Annotated in this window: 17 protein-coding genes; 3 read left to right on the top strand and 14 right to left on the bottom strand. The window is 42.6% G+C overall.

Annotated features, from left to right (window positions below):
* Positions 1 to 6 precede the first annotated feature (6 nt).
* Positions 7 to 936: a thioredoxin-disulfide reductase gene (trxB, locus tag FS628_RS10215; protein WP_145321614.1), complete on the bottom strand. Its 930-nt coding sequence runs from the start codon at positions 934 to 936 to the stop codon at positions 7 to 9.
* A 357-nt stretch (positions 937 to 1293) separates the two neighbouring features.
* Between trxB and FS628_RS10210 the strand changes: the two genes are divergently transcribed.
* The gene (locus tag FS628_RS10210) at positions 1294 to 1962 is read left to right on the top strand and encodes an ArsR/SmtB family transcription factor (RefSeq protein ID WP_145321612.1); all 669 of its coding nucleotides are present in this window, start codon (positions 1294 to 1296) and stop codon (positions 1960 to 1962) included.
* A 136-nt stretch (positions 1963 to 2098) separates the two neighbouring features.
* Here the strand turns inward: FS628_RS10210 and FS628_RS10205 are convergent, their stop codons facing one another.
* Positions 2099 to 3439 (bottom strand): 6-phospho-beta-glucosidase, encoded by a 1341-nt coding sequence (locus tag FS628_RS10205; protein WP_145321610.1) that lies wholly within the window; start codon positions 3437 to 3439, stop codon positions 2099 to 2101.
* A 165-nt stretch (positions 3440 to 3604) separates the two neighbouring features.
* On the opposite strand from FS628_RS10205, the gene FS628_RS10200 reads away from it, so the two are divergent.
* Positions 3605 to 4573 carry a LacI family DNA-binding transcriptional regulator gene (locus tag FS628_RS10200; RefSeq protein WP_145321608.1) on the top strand — a complete coding sequence of 323 codons (969 nt, stop codon included), beginning with the start codon at positions 3605 to 3607 and terminating at the stop codon, positions 4571 to 4573.
* A 133-nt stretch (positions 4574 to 4706) separates the two neighbouring features.
* Here the strand turns inward: FS628_RS10200 and FS628_RS10195 are convergent, their stop codons facing one another.
* The 6 genes from FS628_RS10195 to FS628_RS10170 all read right to left on the bottom strand — a co-directional run bounded on the left by FS628_RS10195 (position 4707) and on the right by FS628_RS10170 (position 8155).
* Positions 4707 to 5669, bottom strand: coding sequence for a zinc-binding dehydrogenase (locus FS628_RS10195; RefSeq protein ID WP_145321606.1), 963 nt, complete (start codon positions 5667 to 5669; stop codon positions 4707 to 4709).
* Positions 5670 to 5705: 36 nt separating this feature from the next.
* Positions 5706 to 6035 carry a thioredoxin family protein gene (locus tag FS628_RS10190; RefSeq protein WP_145321604.1) on the bottom strand — a complete coding sequence of 110 codons (330 nt, stop codon included), beginning with the start codon at positions 6033 to 6035 and terminating at the stop codon, positions 5706 to 5708.
* Positions 6036 to 6056: 21 nt separating this feature from the next.
* Positions 6057 to 6389, bottom strand: coding sequence for a rhodanese-like domain-containing protein (locus FS628_RS10185; protein ID WP_222125214.1), 333 nt, complete (start codon positions 6387 to 6389; stop codon positions 6057 to 6059).
* 104 nt (positions 6390 to 6493) lie between these two features.
* A complete protein-coding gene (locus tag FS628_RS10180; RefSeq protein WP_145321600.1) occupies positions 6494 to 7177 on the bottom strand; it encodes an ArsR/SmtB family transcription factor in 684 nt (227 codons plus the stop codon).
* 130 nt (positions 7178 to 7307) lie between these two features.
* Positions 7308 to 7631 carry a thioredoxin gene (gene trxA / locus FS628_RS10175; protein ID WP_076334302.1) on the bottom strand — a complete coding sequence of 108 codons (324 nt, stop codon included), beginning with the start codon at positions 7629 to 7631 and terminating at the stop codon, positions 7308 to 7310.
* A 230-nt stretch (positions 7632 to 7861) separates the two neighbouring features.
* Positions 7862 to 8155: a GNAT family N-acetyltransferase gene (locus FS628_RS10170; protein ID WP_145321598.1), complete on the bottom strand. Its 294-nt coding sequence runs from the start codon at positions 8153 to 8155 to the stop codon at positions 7862 to 7864.
* 845 nt (positions 8156 to 9000) lie between these two features.
* Here FS628_RS10170 and FS628_RS10165 point away from each other — a divergent pair.
* Complete coding sequence (locus FS628_RS10165; RefSeq protein ID WP_145321596.1) at positions 9001 to 11589, top strand: glycosyl hydrolase 53 family protein; 2589 nt, start codon at positions 9001 to 9003, stop codon at positions 11587 to 11589.
* A 73-nt stretch (positions 11590 to 11662) separates the two neighbouring features.
* Here the strand turns inward: FS628_RS10165 and FS628_RS10160 are convergent, their stop codons facing one another.
* The 6 genes from FS628_RS10160 to FS628_RS10135 form a co-directional block, all read right to left on the bottom strand.
* Complete coding sequence (locus FS628_RS10160) at positions 11663 to 13729, bottom strand: beta-galactosidase (protein WP_145321594.1); 2067 nt, start codon at positions 13727 to 13729, stop codon at positions 11663 to 11665.
* 115 nt (positions 13730 to 13844) lie between these two features.
* Entirely contained in the window at positions 13845 to 15380 is a 1536-nt protein-coding gene (locus FS628_RS10155) for an ABC transporter substrate-binding protein (protein WP_145321592.1), read from the bottom strand.
* Between the two features lie 40 nt (positions 15381 to 15420).
* Positions 15421 to 16338 (bottom strand): carbohydrate ABC transporter permease, encoded by a 918-nt coding sequence (locus FS628_RS10150; RefSeq protein ID WP_145321590.1) that lies wholly within the window; start codon positions 16336 to 16338, stop codon positions 15421 to 15423.
* 46 nt (positions 16339 to 16384) lie between these two features.
* On the bottom strand, positions 16385 to 17305 hold the full coding sequence (locus tag FS628_RS10145; protein ID WP_145321588.1) for an ABC transporter permease: 921 nt from the start codon (positions 17303 to 17305) through the stop codon (positions 16385 to 16387).
* Between the two features lie 168 nt (positions 17306 to 17473).
* Positions 17474 to 19048 (bottom strand): response regulator, encoded by a 1575-nt coding sequence (locus FS628_RS10140; protein ID WP_145321586.1) that lies wholly within the window; start codon positions 19046 to 19048, stop codon positions 17474 to 17476.
* 15 nt (positions 19049 to 19063) lie between these two features.
* Positions 19064 to 20791 (bottom strand): sensor histidine kinase, encoded by a 1728-nt coding sequence (locus FS628_RS10135; protein WP_145321584.1) that lies wholly within the window; start codon positions 20789 to 20791, stop codon positions 19064 to 19066.
* Positions 20792 to 20905 lie beyond the last annotated feature (114 nt).

The following is a 20905-nucleotide window of genomic DNA, read 5'->3' as shown; positions in this document are numbered from 1 at the left end:
ACGTCTTTAATTATTTTCTAAAGAGTCGATAAACTTTTCACTATCCATGGCTGCCATAGCTCCAGATCCTGCTGCAGTAATAGCTTGACGATAACGAGTATCCTGTACATCTCCACAAGCAAACACACCTGGAATATTTGTCATAGATGTACCGGGAACTGTGACAATGTAGCCATTCTCATCCGTCTCAATTTGACCATTTAAAAATTCTGTATTCGGATGATGACCAATAGCTACAAATACACCGTGTGCGTCTAGAATTTCTTCTTCGCCTGAGACATTGTTCTGGACTTTCAATCCGGTCACTCCACGTTCACCAGCCACTACTTCAAGTGGGGTTTTACTTAAAGCCCACGCAATTTTAGGGTTTGAACGAGCGCGATCTTGCATAATTTTGGAGGCTCGTAGTTCTTCGCGACGATGCACCAAAGTCACTTTGGAAGCGAATCGTGTCAGAAAGTTTGCCTCTTCTAAGGCAGTATCGCCACCACCGACTACGATGAGTTCTTTATTTCTAAAGAAGAACCCATCACAAGTGGCACAAGTGCTCACTCCACGACCTACATTTTCTGTTTCACCTGGTATTCCTAAATATTTCGCACTGGCACCGGTTGAAATGATCAAAGTTTCAGTAATAATTTCACCTTTGCCCTCCACGTCCAGTTTAAACGGTCGGTTATTCAAATCTACGGCCTTTACCCAACCGTTAACAAACGTAGCCCCGAACCGCTCAGCTTGTTTACGCATATTATCCATTAACTCTGGTCCCATAATTCCTTCTGGAAACCCAGGATAATTCTCAATTTCGGTTGTGGTTGTAAGCTGCCCTCCTGGTTCGAGTCCTTCAATGACGAGTGGATTCATATTCGCACGAGCCAAGTATATTGCTGCGGTTAATCCCGCTGGCCCTGTTCCGACAATTACAGATTTGTACATATGTTATCCCTCCAAATTTGAGTGTGTATGACAATTACATATACGAATAACCTTTAATATTCAATTGATTAATTGAATTATAGCATTGTAGGATCTCTTCGTCAACTGTTCCTCATCAATTGACTGCAGGCGGGATATCCATAGATTGAAATGAATATTTGGAGTTAGAGTTCTTACTTAGATGCATTTTAACCTAATAACTTGACTTCACTCTGGTTGTTCATGTTAAAATTTTAATATTCAATTGAATCAATAAAGGGTTCCATTTAAAAGCGATTTCTAAAAATGAAGATTATAGTTTGAATTGAAGTTGGGGAACTCCCGTTGATATTAAAATAAGAATAGAGGTTGACGATAATGGAAGAATTATTGAATTCAGCGAAGCTTTTTAAAGAAGATTTATATAAACAATTGGCCAGAATAGGAAAATGTTTATCCAGTGATAAGCGTCTGGAGATTTTGAACCTGTTGTCCAATGGCTCTAGAACAGTAGAAAAAATAGCTGCATCTACAGATATGAATGTTGCGAATGTATCCAGACACCTTCAAGTTCTACTCGATGCCAAGCTGGTTAAATTCACGAAAAAAGGAACTTTTGTGATCTACTCTTTAGCTGATCCGGAGATCATCAATTTTCTGTCCTCTTTATGGCGAATTAGTGAGAAACAGATTCCTGACATCAGTAGAATGAAAGATGACTTTATAAACAATCTTGACGACATTCAAACACTTACTATGGACGAGGTCAGGGAGAGAATAAAAAATGATTCAATCATTCTGGTGGATTTACGTCCTAAAGAAGAATATGAAATGGATCATATTGCGGGAGCAATCTCGATGCCGATGGAAGAGTTAGAAGTATTCATAAGAGACATTCCAAAAAACACAGAGATTATCGCATATTGTAGAGGCCCATTGTGTGTCTACTCTGCATTAGCAGCACAGAAATTACAATCTGAAGGCTTTACAGCTTATCGTATGGAAGAGGGCTTGAATGAGTGGCAAGAGCACTTCCAATTACACTAAGCCGAATTCTAGGGTCACATGAAGAACAACCGATTTCAATACAGAGTAAAAAAAGGACTTCAAGGCCTGTACTAGGCTTTGAAGTCCTTTTCAGTTGTAAGAAACGGGAAATGATTTAGAGTTTTAATGAGCCCTATTATACAAGAAGGGACTCTTTCGGGTGAAACTGAGGCAAATACTGTTTATGTGCCTCAAGCAATTCATCCAACAAAGCTTTGGCCGAGTCTCCGCTTTGAACCAGTGGATTAGATGTAAATGCTTGCAGGGCCGTTGCATAGCTTCCTGTTACCGCAGCTTCAATCGTTAATTCCTCCATGGACTTCATTAGCTGTAATAATCCTCGTTGTGCGGGAGGAAAAGAACCGAAATGAATAGGCTCAGCACCATGGGAAGTAATCACACTGGTGATTTCAATGGCACTTTCCACTGGTAGGTCATTAATCGCTCCATTATTGCGTGTACTTACAACCATCTGGGTGCCTTTGTTGTTATAAATGGAGTTAATAATCTCACAGGCAGCATCACTATAATAAGCTCCACCTCGTTTTCCAAGTTCTTCTGGCTTATGATCCAATCCTGGGTCTTTGTAAAGTTCGAACAGACTTTCTTCTAAGCGTTTCACTACTTGTCCGCGAGTTCCTTCTCCCTTCGATTCTTCAAGTTCTTCTTGGATCATCGCATCAGTCATGTAATAGTAACGATGATAAGGACATGGAAGCATCTCTAGTTGTACAAGTTGTTCATGAAGGAATCTCATGTTTTTAATGTTTTCAACGATTTTCTCTGATTTTGCTTCGGGACCATACAATTTATCGATCGCTTGACGGGTAAGATCTTGGCCATTGTGTCCATAAATCTTGTGCCAGTGTAAATGATTAATCCCCGCAAATTTGAAAAATAATTCATCTTCACTCTTTTCAAGCACTGCGGATTCATTTTTCACAGCCACAATGGGTACATTACACAATCCAATAACCTTCTCCCACATTCCGTAACGAAGAACTGCTTCAGTAACCATGCCAGCTGGATTCGTGAAGTTAATCAGCCATGCATTTGGACAAAGCACTTTCATATCCTCAACGATATCTAGAATAACTGGAATGGTTCGAAATGCTTTTAGCATTCCCCCTGCCCCATTCGTTTCTTGACCAATTAGTCCGTATTTAATGGGTATCGTCTCATCTTTGATCCGTGCATCCATATGTCCTACTCGCAGTTGAGTGGTTACAAAATCTGCATCCCTCAAAGCTTCCTGTCTATCGAGTGTTAAATGAACCTCACAATCAATCCCTGCAGCTTTCACCATACGTTGAGCCATAGCGCCGACAATCTCAAGTTTTTCCTTGCCTGCTTCAATGTCTACTAGCCATAACTCTTTGATGGGAAGTTCATGATATCGTTTGATAAATCCTTCCACCAATTCCGGTGTGTAACTTGAACCCCCGCCAATAGTTGCAATTTTCAGACCTTTTTTCATATTGAACTCCTCCTAAAAAACTAAATTCAAACTATACTTGTACTGTATTTTATGTAATGCATTACATGTCAAGCATTACAAATAATCATGTACTGACTGTCTTCCTTTTCAACTTTGTGGCTGCTTAGGAAACATGATATGCTTGCTCCTAAGAGGTGGTTAGAGGTGGCGAATATTCACGATATTGCTCGCTTAGCAGGAGTATCCACAGCAACTGTATCAAGAGTAATTAACAATCGCGGCTACGTAAGTGATTTAACTAAACAAAGAGTTTTAGGAATCATCCAGGAGCTTGATTATGTTCCCAATGCTAATGCGATCTCTCTAAAAAAAGGGAAAACTCGTCAGATTGGAATAATAACGGTCTCTTTTAGTCCCATTATTATTAATTTTGTTCGTGCATTCACTCTAATAGCTGAGAAGAACGGATTTAACATCACTCTTTTTATCACGAACGAAGATGCTGAAAAGGAACTTGTAGCCCTGGAAATGCTGAAACGAAAGCAATTGGATGCTATTGTATGTATGATACGGTCCAATGATTGGAATGTGATTGAATCCTATGCCAGATATGGTCCCATTGTGACTTGGCAACGTCTTCAAAACGAGAATCTTCCATCTGTCTTTATGGATCAATTCCATGCCTATTGGACAGGTCTTGAACATCTTCATTCCAAAGGTTACCGAAAAATACTTAACATATATCCAATGTCTAAAGGATTGAATACAAAGGAACGGATTCGTGCCCATACTGAATTCATAAAAAAACATAATATCATGTCGTATCCCTTTCCTCATTTCGAAGATAAAACTGTTGTTCGAGATGGTGAGGAAATAGCTGAGTGGTGGGTATTGCAGGAAAATAGACCTGATGCTATTTTTTGTGCTAATGATGAAGTGGCAGCTGGTCTTGTGACAGCTTTGCGTCGGTTAGGTTTTTCCATTCCGGGAGATTTGGGGATTATGGGTTTTGATAATACGGAAGTCGCTCACTTGCTTGATTTGACAACGATTGACTATCCAGTTGTTCAGCAAGCTGAGAATGCGTTTCTCATTTTGCAAAATGGGTGGAATAACACGAGCAATAAGCTAAACCCTTTATCATATAAGTTAGTTGAACGTCGCTCGACATAACACTGTATCTGTATTAAAGCTTAGGACCTATCTTAACTTATAAGAAAAACCACTTGTTCAACTTGAACAAGTGGTTTTAGGCATACATTGCGATTTTTCTGCAAATCGTGCTATCTCTACTGGAGATACACCTTTATTCAGAAATATTCAGTACAGCACGAAAACGAGTGGATGCTGACATCATTCTATCATAAGCTTCGCTAGCACGATCTAATGGATATGACTCAATCATGGGACGTGTATCTGTCAGTACACTGAAATTAATCGTTGCTTGGATTTCTTCCGCTCCACCTGTTAACGTACCTTTGACTGTGCCAGGTCCCTTCAAAAAGTCCATTGCTGATAATTCTAGTGGATCAGTGGAAGTTGTCACAATGATAAGCTCGCCGTCTTGACCCAAACCGTTGATCAAAGAGGAAACAGCCTTTGCGTTAGGTGCAGTTGCCAGGATAACTTTGGCACCGCCTAATGCTTGCAATGCCTCAGCTGGATCTTCTTCGGCCGAATCAATGTAGTGATGAGCTCCAAGTTCACGTGCAAGAGCTTCTTTGTCATTTCCTCGTGAAATAGCCACGGTGCGGAATCCTGCCTTGCTTGCAAACTGAACGGCCAGATGTCCTAGCCCACCAATTCCCTGAATTGCTACCAGATCACCAGGACGAGCTTTACTATTTTTGATGGCACTAAACGTTGTTTCACCAGCACACATTAGTGGAGCAGCTTCCATCACCGAAATTTCATTTGGGATACTAGACAAACTGTCTTCATATGCAACCATGTACTCCGCATATCCACCGTCCATCGTTAATCCGGTAACATGGCTATGTCCCGCATGCCATCCAATGCCAACACGTGCTCCAATTTTCCATTTTGATGCGCCTGCTCCAAGCTCATCAACGATTCCTATCACTTCATGTCCAGGGATACGAGGATAGGCTGACGCCGCACCACCCATCGCCATTGAGTCTCCATTGCATACGCCGCAAGCTTCAACGCGGAGTAACACTTGCCCTTCTGCAGGCTGCGGAACTGGTACTTCAACTAACTGCATTTTTTCTCCTGCAGCTGGAATTTGCATGGCTTTCATCTTCTTCATAAATATACCCCCAAAGTTTTAGAATGATGGAACTTTTTATATAGCGTTATAAACCTCATCTAATCTTGCTTTTAATTGCTCAAATTGGACAAACCGACCGTCACGAAGATACTCCCTTTGGTCATAAAACAAGATAATCGTGGGGACAGTAAAAGTTAACAATTTGCCGGCCACTGCTTCTACTTGACTAGCATCGATATGAGCAAGCTTTATTTCTGGATAATGGTTAAGCAATTCTTTCAGTTTGGGATAAATTGCATGACATACGCTACAATTATCTTGAGACACATATAGCATACTTAGTCGATTATTCTGAATAAACGTATCTATTTCATTCACTGAAGTTATTTCTTGGACATTTGTCATAAAATCACGCCTTACTGTATGTTATTCGGAACATATATGGGTACTGCTCCAATCATATTCATTACAAAATTGTTCTGAATTTCTCTGCTGATTTTGACTCCATTCAATGAATTGAGTTATCGTGCCTACTAATAAATACAAATCATAAAATCCCTGTTTTCGTAAAATACGTATAGCTTTTATTCCTTTAAAATAGTTATTGGTCAGTATAATTACGCTATCTTCGGGGGTCAAATTTTCTTTTCCCCAAACATAAGGCAATCGTCCTATAGAGATATTAATGGAATTTGGAACGTACTCTTTTTCAAAATCAGAACTATCTCTTATGTCGAGGCATTTAGTATGATCAGGCACCAAGATTAGGTTTGATTTTAACGATAAAACCGTTACGTTACGTATGAAGCGGAGATATTTATATATCCAGTAAATCAGTATAAGAACGATTATAAGGACATATATCATATGGTTGCCTTGGCTGAAACCGGACTTCCGTAAGCATTCCACTCGTGAACGCCTTCTTCTATTCGGTATGCTCTAAAACCCTGTTCTTGGATATAATTCACAGCTTGAGATGCAATAGAACAAAAAGGTCCTCGGCAATAGGCAGCAAGTTCTACATCTTTATTTAATGTTTGTAGAAATACTTCTAACTGTTCTAAGGGTACAGAAATAGCACCTGGAATGTGAGATGTTTCATACTCCTCAACGGGACGAAGATCTATGAGAACGAGGCTATCTTGCTTCATTTTAAGCATTAGGTCGTTTTTACTCATATTGCGAACTCCTTCATATTGTACTTCCAGTTCATCTTTAATCAGCTTAATGTCAGCGAGTCTGTCCTCGCATATATTCCACAATGAGGACAAAAACTGTGTTACAGATGAGTCACTGATGTTATATATAACAAACGTACCTTTTTTATGAAATTTAACGAGCTTAGCTTCCAGCAAAATCTGTAAGTGACGGGATACATTCGCCACGCTCATACCTGTTTGAGTAGCTAAACTATCAACAGATTTCGGTCCGTTTGACAAGATATCCATAATCTCAAGTCTTTTATCACTCGATAAACATTTCCCAATTCGAGCAAATTGTTGATATAAACGTTCTTTAATATCTGATTTAGAACATGTAACTTCCATTTTAAACACTCCTTTCTTTGGTTTGGACTTATCATCCTGTCAATTCTTATGTTGAAAAGAACGACAGTTCAGATAAATCCTGATCCGTCGTTCTCTTCACATAGGTTCAAGAACAATATTAACAACTTACTTATTTTGAATTGAGCAATCCTTGAATTTTTTCTTTAAGAGCTTGTTTTTGATTCACACCAATCATGGTCTCAGCTAATTTGCCATCTTTAAATAAGAGAAGCGTTGGAATACTTCTAACTCCGAATTGCTGTGCCAATTCGAGTTCCTCATCAACATTGACTTTGGCAATGGTCGCTTGCCCAGCCAAATCATCAGCTAGATCATTTACGATTGGAAGTTGCACTTGACAAGGTGGACACCATGGTGCCCAGAAATCGACTAAAGTCACTCCCGTGTTAACGTTCGATTCAAAATTTTGTTTTGTTAATGATACTGCTCCCATAATATAATCCCCCTCATTTAATTTATCAATTATTCAATCGATTAATTGAATTATACGTTTGAAGTTGAATTGTGTCAACCCTCTCGAAGAGGTATAAAAGGAATCTCTCAACTCTAGACAAGGACAATCGTTAACCTAAATGCAAAAAAAGCCGCTACATTAGCGACTTTAGATTTGAAATGTTCTTCAATTATTGGTTACATTGATGGAACCAACACGTATTAGGGCTTTCAGTTAAGTTTTTTGACCATTCGATACAAAGATACAGTAGATTTTACTACTTCGGATGTAATTTCATAGCCCAGTTTGGCGTATAGTTTGGCAGCGAGACGATTCTCTTTTTTGACTGTAAGGGAACTTAGGATATACCCCTGTTTAATCGCCTGCTCTTCTGCATGTTGAATGAGTTGGGAGCCTATTCCCATGCCTCTGCTTTCAGGCATAGCTGCAAGAGTTGCAATATGGTGCTCTCCTTCGAATCCTTCTTTCAGTGTGAGTGTTGAGAATAAGGCTCTTGGATGCATTAGATTACGAGTGCGTCATAACTTGCTTGGCACTTGAAGTTAGCTACGGTTTACCGTTCGGACTATTATAAGTGGGAAAAAGTAGACAGGCGACAAGTGAACGTAGACAAAAAGAACATGAATTGGAATCGCATCTGCTTGCCCTTCATGTGTTCATCTCTACTTGGTTACCTTCGAATGACAGTGACTTTACGGAGAGAAGGCCTGAGAGTTAACCACAAAAAGGAGTATCTTGATTAATCAAACAACTAGGGATTTGTTTTGTCATTGGAAAAAAGCGGTCGATTCTTTGGGAAACCATTAACTGAAACAACTCGGCATACTAGGAAGTCAATACAGGCGCGGGAATTGCCTGGACAAATGCCTGTACCCTAGTCTTTCTTCTCTCATTTAAAGACCGAGAAAATACAATTGAATGAGGCAGCAAATAAATACTCACACCCTATTCCTCTATGATTAAACATTCATCAAATCGGCAATAACGAACATCATTGTCCGTATACTGTTGAATACCCTAATAATACGTATATTTCTCTCAAGAATTCTTTTAGCCTCAATAAATTGTTACAGCGGCCCCTTTGAAACCGTAACCTCGACCACGCTTACAATTTATTGGAATAATCAAGACTTGTAATTGTAAAAGTATCATTTTTCGTTGCATAGCACAGTTTGAAAGCGTATTCAAATATACTACACTGGGTAATGATAGCAGAATTGAGAAAGGAGAGTTATAAGCAACTCACCACAAAATAGTGAATGTACACTGCCCGTTCGGTACATTCACTGTTTTCGCAGCTATGAAAGCTATTCACACCATACTTGGATGAACTTAAGGAGGTCACACAGTGAACATAAGAAAACGGATCATGTCTGCTACACTTGCATTACTTTTATCATTTACCCTCTTAAACACGCCGGCAAAGGCGAATTCCACAACTGCTGAATCAGCCCCTACCTTCGCTAAGGGTGCAGATGTAAGCTGGCTGCCGCAACTGGAGGCTTTAGGGCAGAAATTTTATAATGACAAAGGAAAAGAAGAAGATCTTCTCCAAATTATAAAGAGTCACGGGATTGATTCGATCCGTCTGCGCGCCTTCGTTAATCCTTCGGACGACCCTTCCAATGGTCACAACAGCACTGAAGAAGTAATTGAGATGGCTTCTCGTGTAAACGATTTGGGATTCAGGGTCATGATTGACCTGCATTACAGTGATTCGTGGGCTGATCCCGGCAAGCAGCATACGCCAAAGGCATGGGAAGGTTCGGATCTGGAGAAGTTGAAGGCCCATGTCTCCGAATATACGACCGAAGTTATGGAAGGTCTGAAGGAAGCCAGCGTAACACCGGAATGGATTCAGATTGGTAACGAAATTAACAATGGTATGCTGCATCCAATCGGCGCTTATAGCAATACTACTAACTTGGTAGAGCTACTTCAGTCAGGGTCGCATGCGGCTAAAGAAGTTTTTCCCGAAATTAAAGTTATTATCCACCGCGCTAACGGAGCAGATAAAGGTGTGATCGACTATTACGATGGTTTAGTAGAGGCTGGCCTTAAGGAGAGCGACTACGATATTATCGGTCTCTCCTATTATCCGGATTCGGTCTATACCACTTCTATTGATGAACTGTCTGAAAACATGAATACGCTTGCTGAGAAATTCGGCAAGGAGGTGATGATTGTTGAAATCGGTGGCAATGTCAGCAAAAATGAAGATAACGTGTATAACATGCTCGTAGCCACGCAGCAGAAGTTGAAAGAGGTGCCGAGCAATCTGGGATCCGGTATTTTCTATTGGGCTCCTGAAGGTGTCTTCTTCGGTTATCCGCTTTCGGCCTGGAATTCGGATGGTTCCCCTTCCCTCGCCATGGATGCCTTCCTGGACGATGCTGAAGAAGTGAATCGTCAAAAGGTAACTGGCGTGAAGCTAGACAAGAGTACAACGACGGTTGAAGTAGGTGATACCGATCGCTTGCGGGCCACTATTGCTCCTAAAGATGCTACCTATCAAGGGGTTACCTATACCAGCTCTAACCCTGACGCTGTAAAGGTAGATCGTTATAATGGAACTGTGTCCGGGCTTGCCCAAGGGAAATCAACGATTACAGTCACCGCCTATGAAGGGAAATTCACCGACAGCGCCGAGGTTGTTGTCATCCCAAGCTCCAATGCCATTGAAAATCCTGGCTTCGAGAACGGATTAAGCGGTTGGGACGTGACGGATAATGACGCTGTAAGCGCAGGAACCGATATGTATTCCGGTTCATCGGCACTACATTACTGGAGCGCACCAGCTACGGAATTCACTGTTTCGCAGAAGCTTACAGGACTCGAAAACGGAACGTATGAGCTGTCTGCCTGGGTTTCGGGTGGGGGCGAGGAAGAAATCGCTGAGATATTTGCCGGTGAACAGAAGCAGAGCTTTAGTAATACGGGCTGGACGCAATGGTCTAACCCCACAATTGAAATGATTGAAGTTACAGATGGAACCTTGAATATTGGTGCCAATCTGAAGTATTCCGGCGGACAATGGGGAAATATCGATGACTTCAAGCTTGTGAAGAAAGCGGAAGCCATTCAAACGAAGAACCTGACCGTAAACGGCAATACCGCTTCATGGTACTTGAGCGGAGAGCAACCGACATCGTTCGGGGATAGCGTCGGCTCCAAGGCATTCGACTTTGGCGATGAGCAGCCGATCGACTTTACACTGCTCCATGAAATTTCTGGTCTTGCACCAGGAACATATACAATGGAAGCCAAAGTATTTGGCGATAAAGGCGAGCCTGATCAAGGATCTGTTATGTACGCCGTATCCGAAGGACAGACCTACTCCCTTCCGCTTACCTATAGAGGAAGCACCTGGGAGAAACCGGCTACGTTAAGCCTGAAGCATGTTCACGTAGGCGACGAAGGCATTGCTGAAGTGGGCTTTACTGTAAAAACAAGCTCGGACGAGCATTTTGGCTATCTGGATGATATTACCTTTATACGCGCCAGCGAAGATATCACCCGCGCCGAATTTGCATCCCTGCTCGTTCGTGCACTTGGCGTAGAATCATCCACTTCTAACCCGTTCGCGGACGTTAAATCCACACAATGGTATGCTGGTGATGTGGCCGCCGCATTTAACGCCGGTCTTGTGCAGGGCTACGGCGCAACCAGCTTCGTACCTGAAGCGAGAATTACCCGGCAAGAGCTGGCAGCCATTCTGGTGAAAGCTTATGCGGTGAAGACGGGAAACACAGCACCAGCGGGTTCTTCTGTTTCCTTCTCCGATGCCAAACTGATTAGCGGATGGGCTAAGGATGATGTAGCCACTGCTGTATCGCTTGGATTACTTGATGGCGTAACGAGCAAAAGCTTTATGCCGCAAGCCTTTGTCAGCCGTACTGAATCTGAGCAGGCAATCGCTGCTCTTCTGAAACAATAATTGTAATGATTCAAAGGGGGCCCAAACGTCATGTTAATGGCGTTCGGCCCCCCTTTGAGCTTAAATACAGAATCTAACCCTTATTCCGTCGTAAAATGTAGGAACCGTTAACAGGCAAATCGATCCGGCCAGATCTGGCTTCACCCGTTTCAGCATCCACGTATCCGTCTTGATGCAGATCAATCCCTGCTTCAGTTCCTGAGAAGTTAAGTAAAAACACATAATCCGTATCTCCATCTGTTCGTAGTTGAGCGGTGACTCCCTCGGGAAGCTTACAATCGATCGAACGCCGAACACCTGCTTCCTCTACTAGCTTGCCGTAGAACGCCTGATAGAACGTATCCTCGCTAACTCGCGCTGCAAGATAATATGCTTTTCCGTCACCTAGACGATTCACGGTGAGTGCCGGACGTCCTGCGTAGAAGTCGTCACCATAAACAGCAAGTACTTCTGCTGTCTCCGCGTGAATCAGATCGCACAGCTCATGCACTTCAAAGGAACCTTCCAGGCCCAGTGCATTGTCAATGTTTAACACAATAGAATTACGGTCGTTATCATGTAGCCCTTCGAGCTCTTCAGACCATATGCCGACTGTTGTGCGCAACGGACCAGGGAAACCTCCCAGATGACACAGATCATTCTCATCAACGATTCCGCTCCAATAGGTGACAGCTACGGTACCTCCATTTCGCACGAACTGTTCAATCTTCTCCCCTGTCTCTTGACGGAGAAGGTATGCCATTGGTAATACGATTAATTTGTAGTTGGAGAAGTGATCATTTGACCCGATAATATCGACAGGTACGCCCATTTCCCATAATGCACGGTGATGCTGAGCCACGGTCTGTTCATAATGCAATCCACCATTACGCGGACCTTGTGCATCATTAATGGCCCAGCGATTATCCCAATCACACAAAATGGCTGCTTCGGCCGGAACAGGAGTACCAATTACATCAGACAGTCCTGCAAGGGTCCTTCCTAGGTCAGCAACATCCTGGAATACGCGTGTATGCTCGTGACCAACATGATCCACAACAGCGCCATGGAATTTCGCGCTGGAGCCACGACTCTTGCGCCACTGGAAGTATTGCACTGTATCTGCTCCGTGAGCTACAGCCTGTAATGAAGAAAGGCGATGCATCCCTGGACGCTTTAATTTACTTACTGCTTGCCAGTTGGTCAAACTTGGTGTGCTTTCCATAAGCATAAACGGTTTTTTCTTTAAGCTACGAAACAGGTCGTGATTAAAGGCAAACCAAGATGCTACATTTCGATCAGAAGGAGCTTCGTGCCATTTAGGATATGCATCCCACGAGATTATGTCGAGTTCATCAGCGAACGTACGATAATCCAAACCGTAGAACCAATCCATCATATTCGTTGTACATGGCAGTTCCGGGTTAGCAACTTTTAAGGCATTTACCTCATGTTTATAGAAATCCAACGTTTGATCGGATACAAAACGCCGCCAATCCAGGTTTTGTCCGTGTACCGCATTCTCTCCATGGGGTGCTGGAGATTCTACTTGGGACCAATCCGTATAGGTATGACTCCAAAACGCTGTCCACCATGCGCGATTCAACTTGTCAATTGATCCGTATTTGGCTTTCAGCCAGTCTCGAAACGCAGATTGACAGTAATCACAGTGGCATTCGCCTCCTAATTCGTTGGAAATATGCCAACCGAGTATTGCAGGATGATTTCCGTATCGTTCAGCAAGTTTTGTATTCATAATCGTTGTTTTCTTACGATATACGGGTGACGTATAGCAATGATTGTGACGCACACCAAACAGATTGCGAACTCGGTTCGCCTCAACCCGAAGGACTTCAGGATACTTCTGGGCCATCCATGCGGGTCTGGCGCCACTTGGTGTAGCCAACCATGCGTATATGCCATTCGCTGCGAACGTATCAAGTACATGATCCATCCATTCAAAATTAAAATGACCTTCCTCCGGTTCCAAAGCCGACCATGCGAAGATCCCGATAGCCATGACGTTGCAATTGGCCAGTTTCATAAGCCTGATATCTTCTTCAAATACCTTGGGATCGTGTAACCATTGATCTGGATTGTAGTCGGCGCCATGCATAAATGCTGGCAGCTTGCTGCTAATGGGAGGAAATTTATTTGCCATCTTATTGTATCTCCTTTGTTGTTTATTCTATAAAATGCGTATTCAAAAAGTACGGTTTTGAAAAACCTTCAAAAAGAAAGAGGGGAAATTCTCCCCTCAAGTTAAACCTTCCGTTTTATTGCTTCGCAAGGAAGGCGTCAATCTGCGACTGCATTTCTTGCTGGACTTTATCTATGCCCGCAGCCTTGAGCTGAGCATTCAAATCAGCCAAGCCTTTCTCTGTATCCTGTACAAGTCCATACTCCAACGGAATTCCATAACGCACCATAATGTTGCTGATATTGGCTACTTCCGTTTTAACCTTTGAGTCATCAAACACAAATGTTTCTAATGGGTAATGATATACATCTTCCTGCCAATTGTTAAAAATGTCGTCGGCTTCTTTCGGATAAGAAGCGTCCTGTCGATTCAGATATGAGTTCCAGCCCCAGTTGGAGAAGCCAGTGTAATTACCAGAGCTTGGTGCAGGCGTAAACTTGTCCTCCCCTTCAGGATTATAGTGTGTGCCCGTGATTCCATACATGCTTAGATCATGAATCTCCTGATCATTCTGCAAAAGGTCGATTACCATCAACGCCCGTTCTGCATGCTTGGAAGTGGAATGGATGGCAATTCCGTTCTGGGTCGAGATGGCTCCGAGTTTTTTGTTTTCTGGTGTTATATCAGCAATGGCGAACTCCATATCAGGAGTATCTCGACGGGCTTCCGCCAGATTGAATCCTGTTGTTCCGAGATTATGTGCATAGGAGGAAACTTTACCTGCTTTCATGTCCTGCCAAATATCATTTTTGTTGGTTACAACATTTTTTGACCATGCTCCGTTATCAGACAAATCTTTATAGAAACCAAGCAACTCCTTAAACTCTGGTGTTTCATAGACATTAAACACTTGTCCTGTAGCATCATCCAATTTGTACGTTAATGGAATACGCAAGTCGACAACCTTGAAATCATTGTTTTGCTCAAGAGCAATCTGATCAAGCTCATGCCATCTCCAACCATCCGCGCCTTTAGCTCCAAATGGTGTGATGCCCTGTTCATTTGCAGCAATAGTCTTGAGATAGTTTGCATAGGATTCCAAGCTGTTGATCTCTGGAAGGTTGTGCTTCTGACGAAGGTCCTCGCGGTATAGCACGACTTTGTTCGTCACTTCCAGGTTATTGTTTGGCACCATATACAATTTGTCGTTAATTTTTGCCTGGTCCCACGATACTTTTGGCATTTCGGCCCACGTCTGAGGTGCATATTGCTGTAACATGTCCTCTGTGATTTCCTTGAAACCACCTTTAATAGCTTGATCGTTATAATACGCCCAGCTTGATGTATACACGAGATCGAAATTTTCATTAGCCGCAAATTTCAACGGATACTTCTGACTCCAATCGGACCAGTCCAGGAATTCGACTTCAAGCGTTGTATTAATTTTCTCCTTCAGCTTTTTGTTCAGCTCACCGAAGACCAGATCATAATCGACTGGTTTGCCGCCAAGTAGAATCATCTTCAGTGTAACTTCATCCGTGGTTCCACCCGAACCAGAGTCTGAACCTCCTGCATCCTGGTTTCCTCCATTGCCGGAGCAAGCAGATAATGCCATGGATAGAACAAGAACTAGGGCAAGCAGCCAAAAAGCTTTTTTATTTTTGTGTTTCATCGTTGTATCCCCCTGTTAAGTAAATATGAATGCATTAACATTATCCTTTGACAGCACCGATCGTAAGTCCTTTTACAAAATAGCGCTGAATGAACGGATACACGAGCAGGATCGGTCCAATCGCGACAATGGTCATGGCCATTTTAAGACTTTCCGTTGGAATCTGCAGATTCACAACAGCGCCTGATGCGACCATCGCTTTACGCATCCCGTCCATGTTACCCAACATTTTATACAGATAGTATTGCAACGGCATGAGATTTTCATTGGTGATAAACAGCATCGCGTGATACCAGTCATTCCAGTAGCCCAGTGCGATGAACAGACCGATGGTGGCCAGCGCAGGTTTGGTCAAAGGCAGAATGAGTTTCACATAAATTAGAAAATCTCCTGCCCCGTCAATCTTGGCAGATTCCGTAATTGCATCGGGAATGCTGTTCATGAACGATTTCATGACAATAATATAAAATACATTCAGTAACATAGGGAGCACTAGGATCAGAAACGTATCTTTTAATTGCAGATAGTTAACGATCATGAGATACCATGGAACCAAACCACCACTGAACAACGTAGTGAAGAAGAAGAAAAATGAGAACCCGTTCCGCCATTTAAAATCTTTTCTTGCCAATGCATATGCCGTCATCGATGTAAGGAACAAACCTACAACGGTTCCGACAACCGTAACGCTGATGGTTACTGCATAAGCTCTGATTAATTGTCCCGGGAATTCAAAGAGCAACTTGTATGCTCCCAATGAAAACACCGAAGGAAAGAGTTGATATCCATCCTTAATGATGCTGCTCTCTTCTGTCAGTGACGACGAAAGTACAAGTATAAAAGGAACCAGACAGAAGAGCGAGATTACGGTAAGTAGGAGGTAACCGATGATCTGTAGCAACTTTTCATCCCGCCCTGTCCGGCCAGGCGTCTTGCTAGTTGTTAATTGTGCACTCAAAGGGTTTCTCTCCTTTCAATTTTGTTGGCTCTTGAATTGGTTTATCTTAGAATAGTGCGCGATCTTTGTCGTATCTACGTACTACATAGTTAGCGATCAGGATGGTGACGAAACCAAGGATCGACTGATAGAATCCGGCAGCGGATGACATTCCAATGTCATTGGATGAAGTCAACGATCTGAATACGAATGTATCAATAACATCCGTGTTAGCAAATAACAGACCATTGTTGCCGACCATATTGTAGAACATTCCGAAATCGCCGCGGAATATATTACCGATAGATAACAACACTAGAATAATTACTGTTGGGAACAAGTTAGGGATCGTGATTCTGAATATGCGTTGAAACACATTTGCTCCATCAATCTCTGCTGCTTCATACATCTCAGTGTCGATGCTGGTGATGGCAGCGAGATACATAATTGAACCGTATCCAATGGCTTTCCATGCCGATACGATAACCAGTATGTATGGCCAATAAGCTGCTGTGTTGTAAATATCGATCGGTTCCATGCCGAACGTGTTAAGAATAACGTTGATCAGACCAAAGTCATAGCTGAACAAGTTGTAGGCGATTGCGCCGACAACGACCCATGATATGAAATAAGGTAGGAACAACATGGTTTGGAAGAGTTTGCGCGACCACTTATGCGCAACTTCGAATAGTAATATCGCCATTGTAATCTGAAGCAGGTTATTTACGATAATGAAGGCAATGTTGTACAATGCCGTATTTCGAGTTACCTGCCAAGCCTGTCCAGACTCGAAAAAGAAGCGGAAGTTATCCAGCCCATTCCAGGGGCTACCAAAGATCCCACCGTCATACGTGAACTGTTTAAAGGCCAAAACAATGCCAGCCATTGGAATATAAGCGAACACGATAAAAAACAGTACAGCTGGAAGAAGCATCAGCAGTAATGTCCGGTATTTCACCAAATCCCCCCAAAAGCCGTTTCGATTCATAGATGTCACCCTCTCTTTATAACCGTATTTCGGTTAGCGTTATGTTACTTTGATTATAGGCTTTTCGAATCATCACCTAACATTAAGTTAAGCAACTAAAAGTAATATGCAATCCACGATTTAATGAAGAAAACGCCGGAGCATAAATGCCTCGGCGCTTGTTGAGATCTAAATATTATGTTTCTTCCGATATTCACCTGGAGACATCCCGGTGGACTGTTTGAATTGACGATTGAAATAAATAATGTTTTTGTACCCAACCCTTTCGGCAATCTCATAGATTTTGAGCGAAGGGTCACCAAGCAACTCGCGTACGCGTTTCATCCTAAGATCAAGCAGAAAATCACTGAAATTCATTCCGGTTTCTTCCTTGAACAGATGACCCAAATAGTTTGGAGAAAAGGCGAAATGAGCCGCTACCTCTTTCAGTGTTACTTTACATTCAATTCTTTCTTTGGCGTAATTCAAGATGTTCCTAATGAGCTTGCGATTAGTCTTTGATCGTTCCATAAAAAGCTTCTCGGACAATTCAAAGAATCGTCGCCGCAACCACGATAATACATCACTCACCGTCTCAAAGTGGAACAATACTTGTGGCTGATGAGACTCCCATTGCAGCAATTCATATAGGTTCTCGTTCAATTGTTGCAGATCTGCATGTAGCTTGGATGTGATCCGAATGATCAGATTATAGACGTCATTCATCTTGTGCAACGGTCGGTCACGTCCAAAAATTTGGAGCAGGCAGTCATCAATGCCAACCAGGTCATATGATAGAATCGCCTTCATCATCATTTCGATCATCTCTTCCAGATTCTCAGAAGCCTTAACACTGGATGGAGGCTCGGTTACATCCCTGATGAGTCGGTTCTTGCCAATTAGCCATTTAGCATCTAGAGCTGTTATCGCCTGTTGGTAAGATTCAGGCAGACCTCGCCAATCATCGGTAGACTTGCCATATCCGACAGTAATGGTCAGAGGAAATGCAGTTGCTACGGCCAGAATCAATTCTTCCAGCAGGATGACATTTTCCTCTTCCGTTCCTTTTGCCAACATAATAAATTGATAATCCGAGTGACTTGCGATAATTGTACCTAATCCACTCTCCGTTGCTAAGGTCTCAATATAACTCATGATGTCTCCGGACAGTCGCAGCCGATTATCTGCAGACATATCAAGCATCTTCCACTCCACATCATCCATCTCAATGATTGCTACAGCAGCCCCGTTACTGACAAGTGGTTGTATGAATTGCTGCATATGATTGTCGATCTGTTCGCCAGATCGAGAGCTTAGCCAGCGGAGAAGCAGTGCTTGACTGGCAAGAGACAGGACCTCATCATTGGTTTTCATTCTCTCTTGTTCCTGACTGATCTCACTACATTGCTGAACAAGAATATTTTGAAGTTCGTCATTATCAACTGGCTTCAATAAATAACCGGAAGCGTGAAGTGACAATGCCTCCCTCGCATAGTCGAAGTCTTCATGCCCACTAATAAAAATGATTTTCAGTTGAGGATGTATTTTTTTTGCCTTTCGTGCGAATTCAATCCCTGTCATAATCGGCATGCGAATATCTGAAAGGAGAAGATCGATCTCCAACTTCTGCAATAACTCGAGTGCGACAAATCCATTATTTGCTGTTCCAACGACTTCGAGTGGCAAACCACTGCCGACTACCCTGCGCCTGAGCCATTCCAAGTCTATTCTCTCGTCATCTACGAGCATCACCTTTAAAGTCATTCTGTCCCCTCCGTCTTACCATGTGTCTGTATCGATAGTTGGCTCTGCCGGCAGTAGAATTCGTACGGTCGTTCCGCCGCCGTACACACTTCCGATTTCTAAACCGTAGTTGTCTCCGTACCGAAGTTTGATTCTTTCATTCACATTTTTTAACCCGTAACCACTTTCCTGACCTGTTACATTAAGCATGGACTGGGCCGTTTCGGGCTTCATGCCGACTCCGTTGTCGATTACGTTCAGTTCAATCAGATTGTCTAGCCTACGGCCCTCAATACGAATTGCGATTGTGTCACCATACCACGCATGTTTAAAAACATTCTCAACAATAGGTTGAAGAATCAACTTGATAACCGGAACGTCTAATATGCTGGGATCCACGTCTACACTGAAAATAAATGCATCGACATACTTGACTCGTTGAATATTCATATAGGATTCAACCTGCTCCAGTTCTTTCACAAGCGGTATTACGATATTCCCCTCGTTCAATGTTAGACGGTAGAATTTCGATAATCCTTTGACCATCTCCGTAACTTGAGCCGTTTCTCCCAAATTAGCAAGGCTGCTAATGGTAGAGAGCGTGTTGTATAGAAAGTGTGGATTAATCTGGGCCTGTAATGCGTCTAGTTCGGCCTGTTTACGTTGGACACCCTGAACGTAGACGTTACTGATCAACTCTTGAATATTGGTGGCCATGGAGTTAAAGGCATCGGCGATTTGACTGAATTCATCATTGCCACGGAAACGAAGCCGTTTCTCAAAACTACCATTCTCGAAAGCACGGACAAGCGTAATGATTTTTCTCATTTTGCGCCCTGAGAGTCTGGCCACGAGGAATCCGATCAACATCATGACAACAAAGCTAATTGTACATACGGATAAGATGATTTTTTGGAGACGTTGAGCGTCTTTTTGTAAATAATCATGGGGCACCCAGGTTTCAATGACAAAGTCCGTTCCCGGCACAACTTGTTTGAGTGTCAAATATGAAGATGAATTGGCTGCTTCTGGATCTGTGCCTCCACGCTGGTACATAACCGCCCCCGTAATTCCGTCAACGAGTCGCATGGAGATGCCATCTTTTTCTGGATACGTTACATAGTTTCCAAGCAGATCAGCAAACCCTACTGTGATCCGTAGTATACCGCTGTTGTGATAATCGTTGAAGGACAGCATGCGACGTACATGAGATATTTGATTTAAGTCACGATCCGACTGGACCTGCATCCACCGATTATCGTTTCCCTCAAAGATATGCTGAGCCCAGCCGCTGTCCTTAATTTCAGAGGAAGACAGAATGTAATAATCACTCTCCTTCAGCGGCTTGGTGAGGTCATCCCCTTCTACAATGTTCAGGTCGTTATTATTGGCGTATAGAACAATTCGTATAGGATTGCCGAACAGCTGCAATGGAGATTGCATTTTGGGTATGATCTCATCAATCATGGTCAAATAGATGTCGTGTGGCTCTCCTTTCTTCTGTAATGCTCTCTGAAAGGGGGCGCTGCTAAACAGATTATCCGAGATACGTTGTATCTCATCCAGTTGATATTTTAAATTATTACTCGTCTGTGCCATTGTCGTCCGAATATTAGTCTCGGCGATTTCTGTCCTTGAATTGGTGAGCATCATAAAGGAAACATAACCGATGACGGCGTCTGTCACTAGAACAAGCAACAAATAGGTAATCATCATTTTATAGGTATAAGGAATTATTTTGCCTTTTCGTGTTGTTCGGATCATATATATCTCCCGTTTCATCGGATGTGTATTCTGTATATGAAGCAGTATATCTCAGACAGTACCAGGGTAATAGAGTTTGTTCAATATTGTACCGTTCCTTAGACGACGGAGAGA

The sequence above is a fragment of the Paenibacillus xylanexedens genome, from assembly GCF_007676705.1.
GTDB lineage: Bacteria > Bacillota > Bacilli > Paenibacillales > Paenibacillaceae > Paenibacillus > Paenibacillus xylanexedens_C.
The sequence above is the reverse complement of the archived record's forward strand: the minus strand, read 5'-3'. Positions and strand labels throughout refer to the sequence as shown.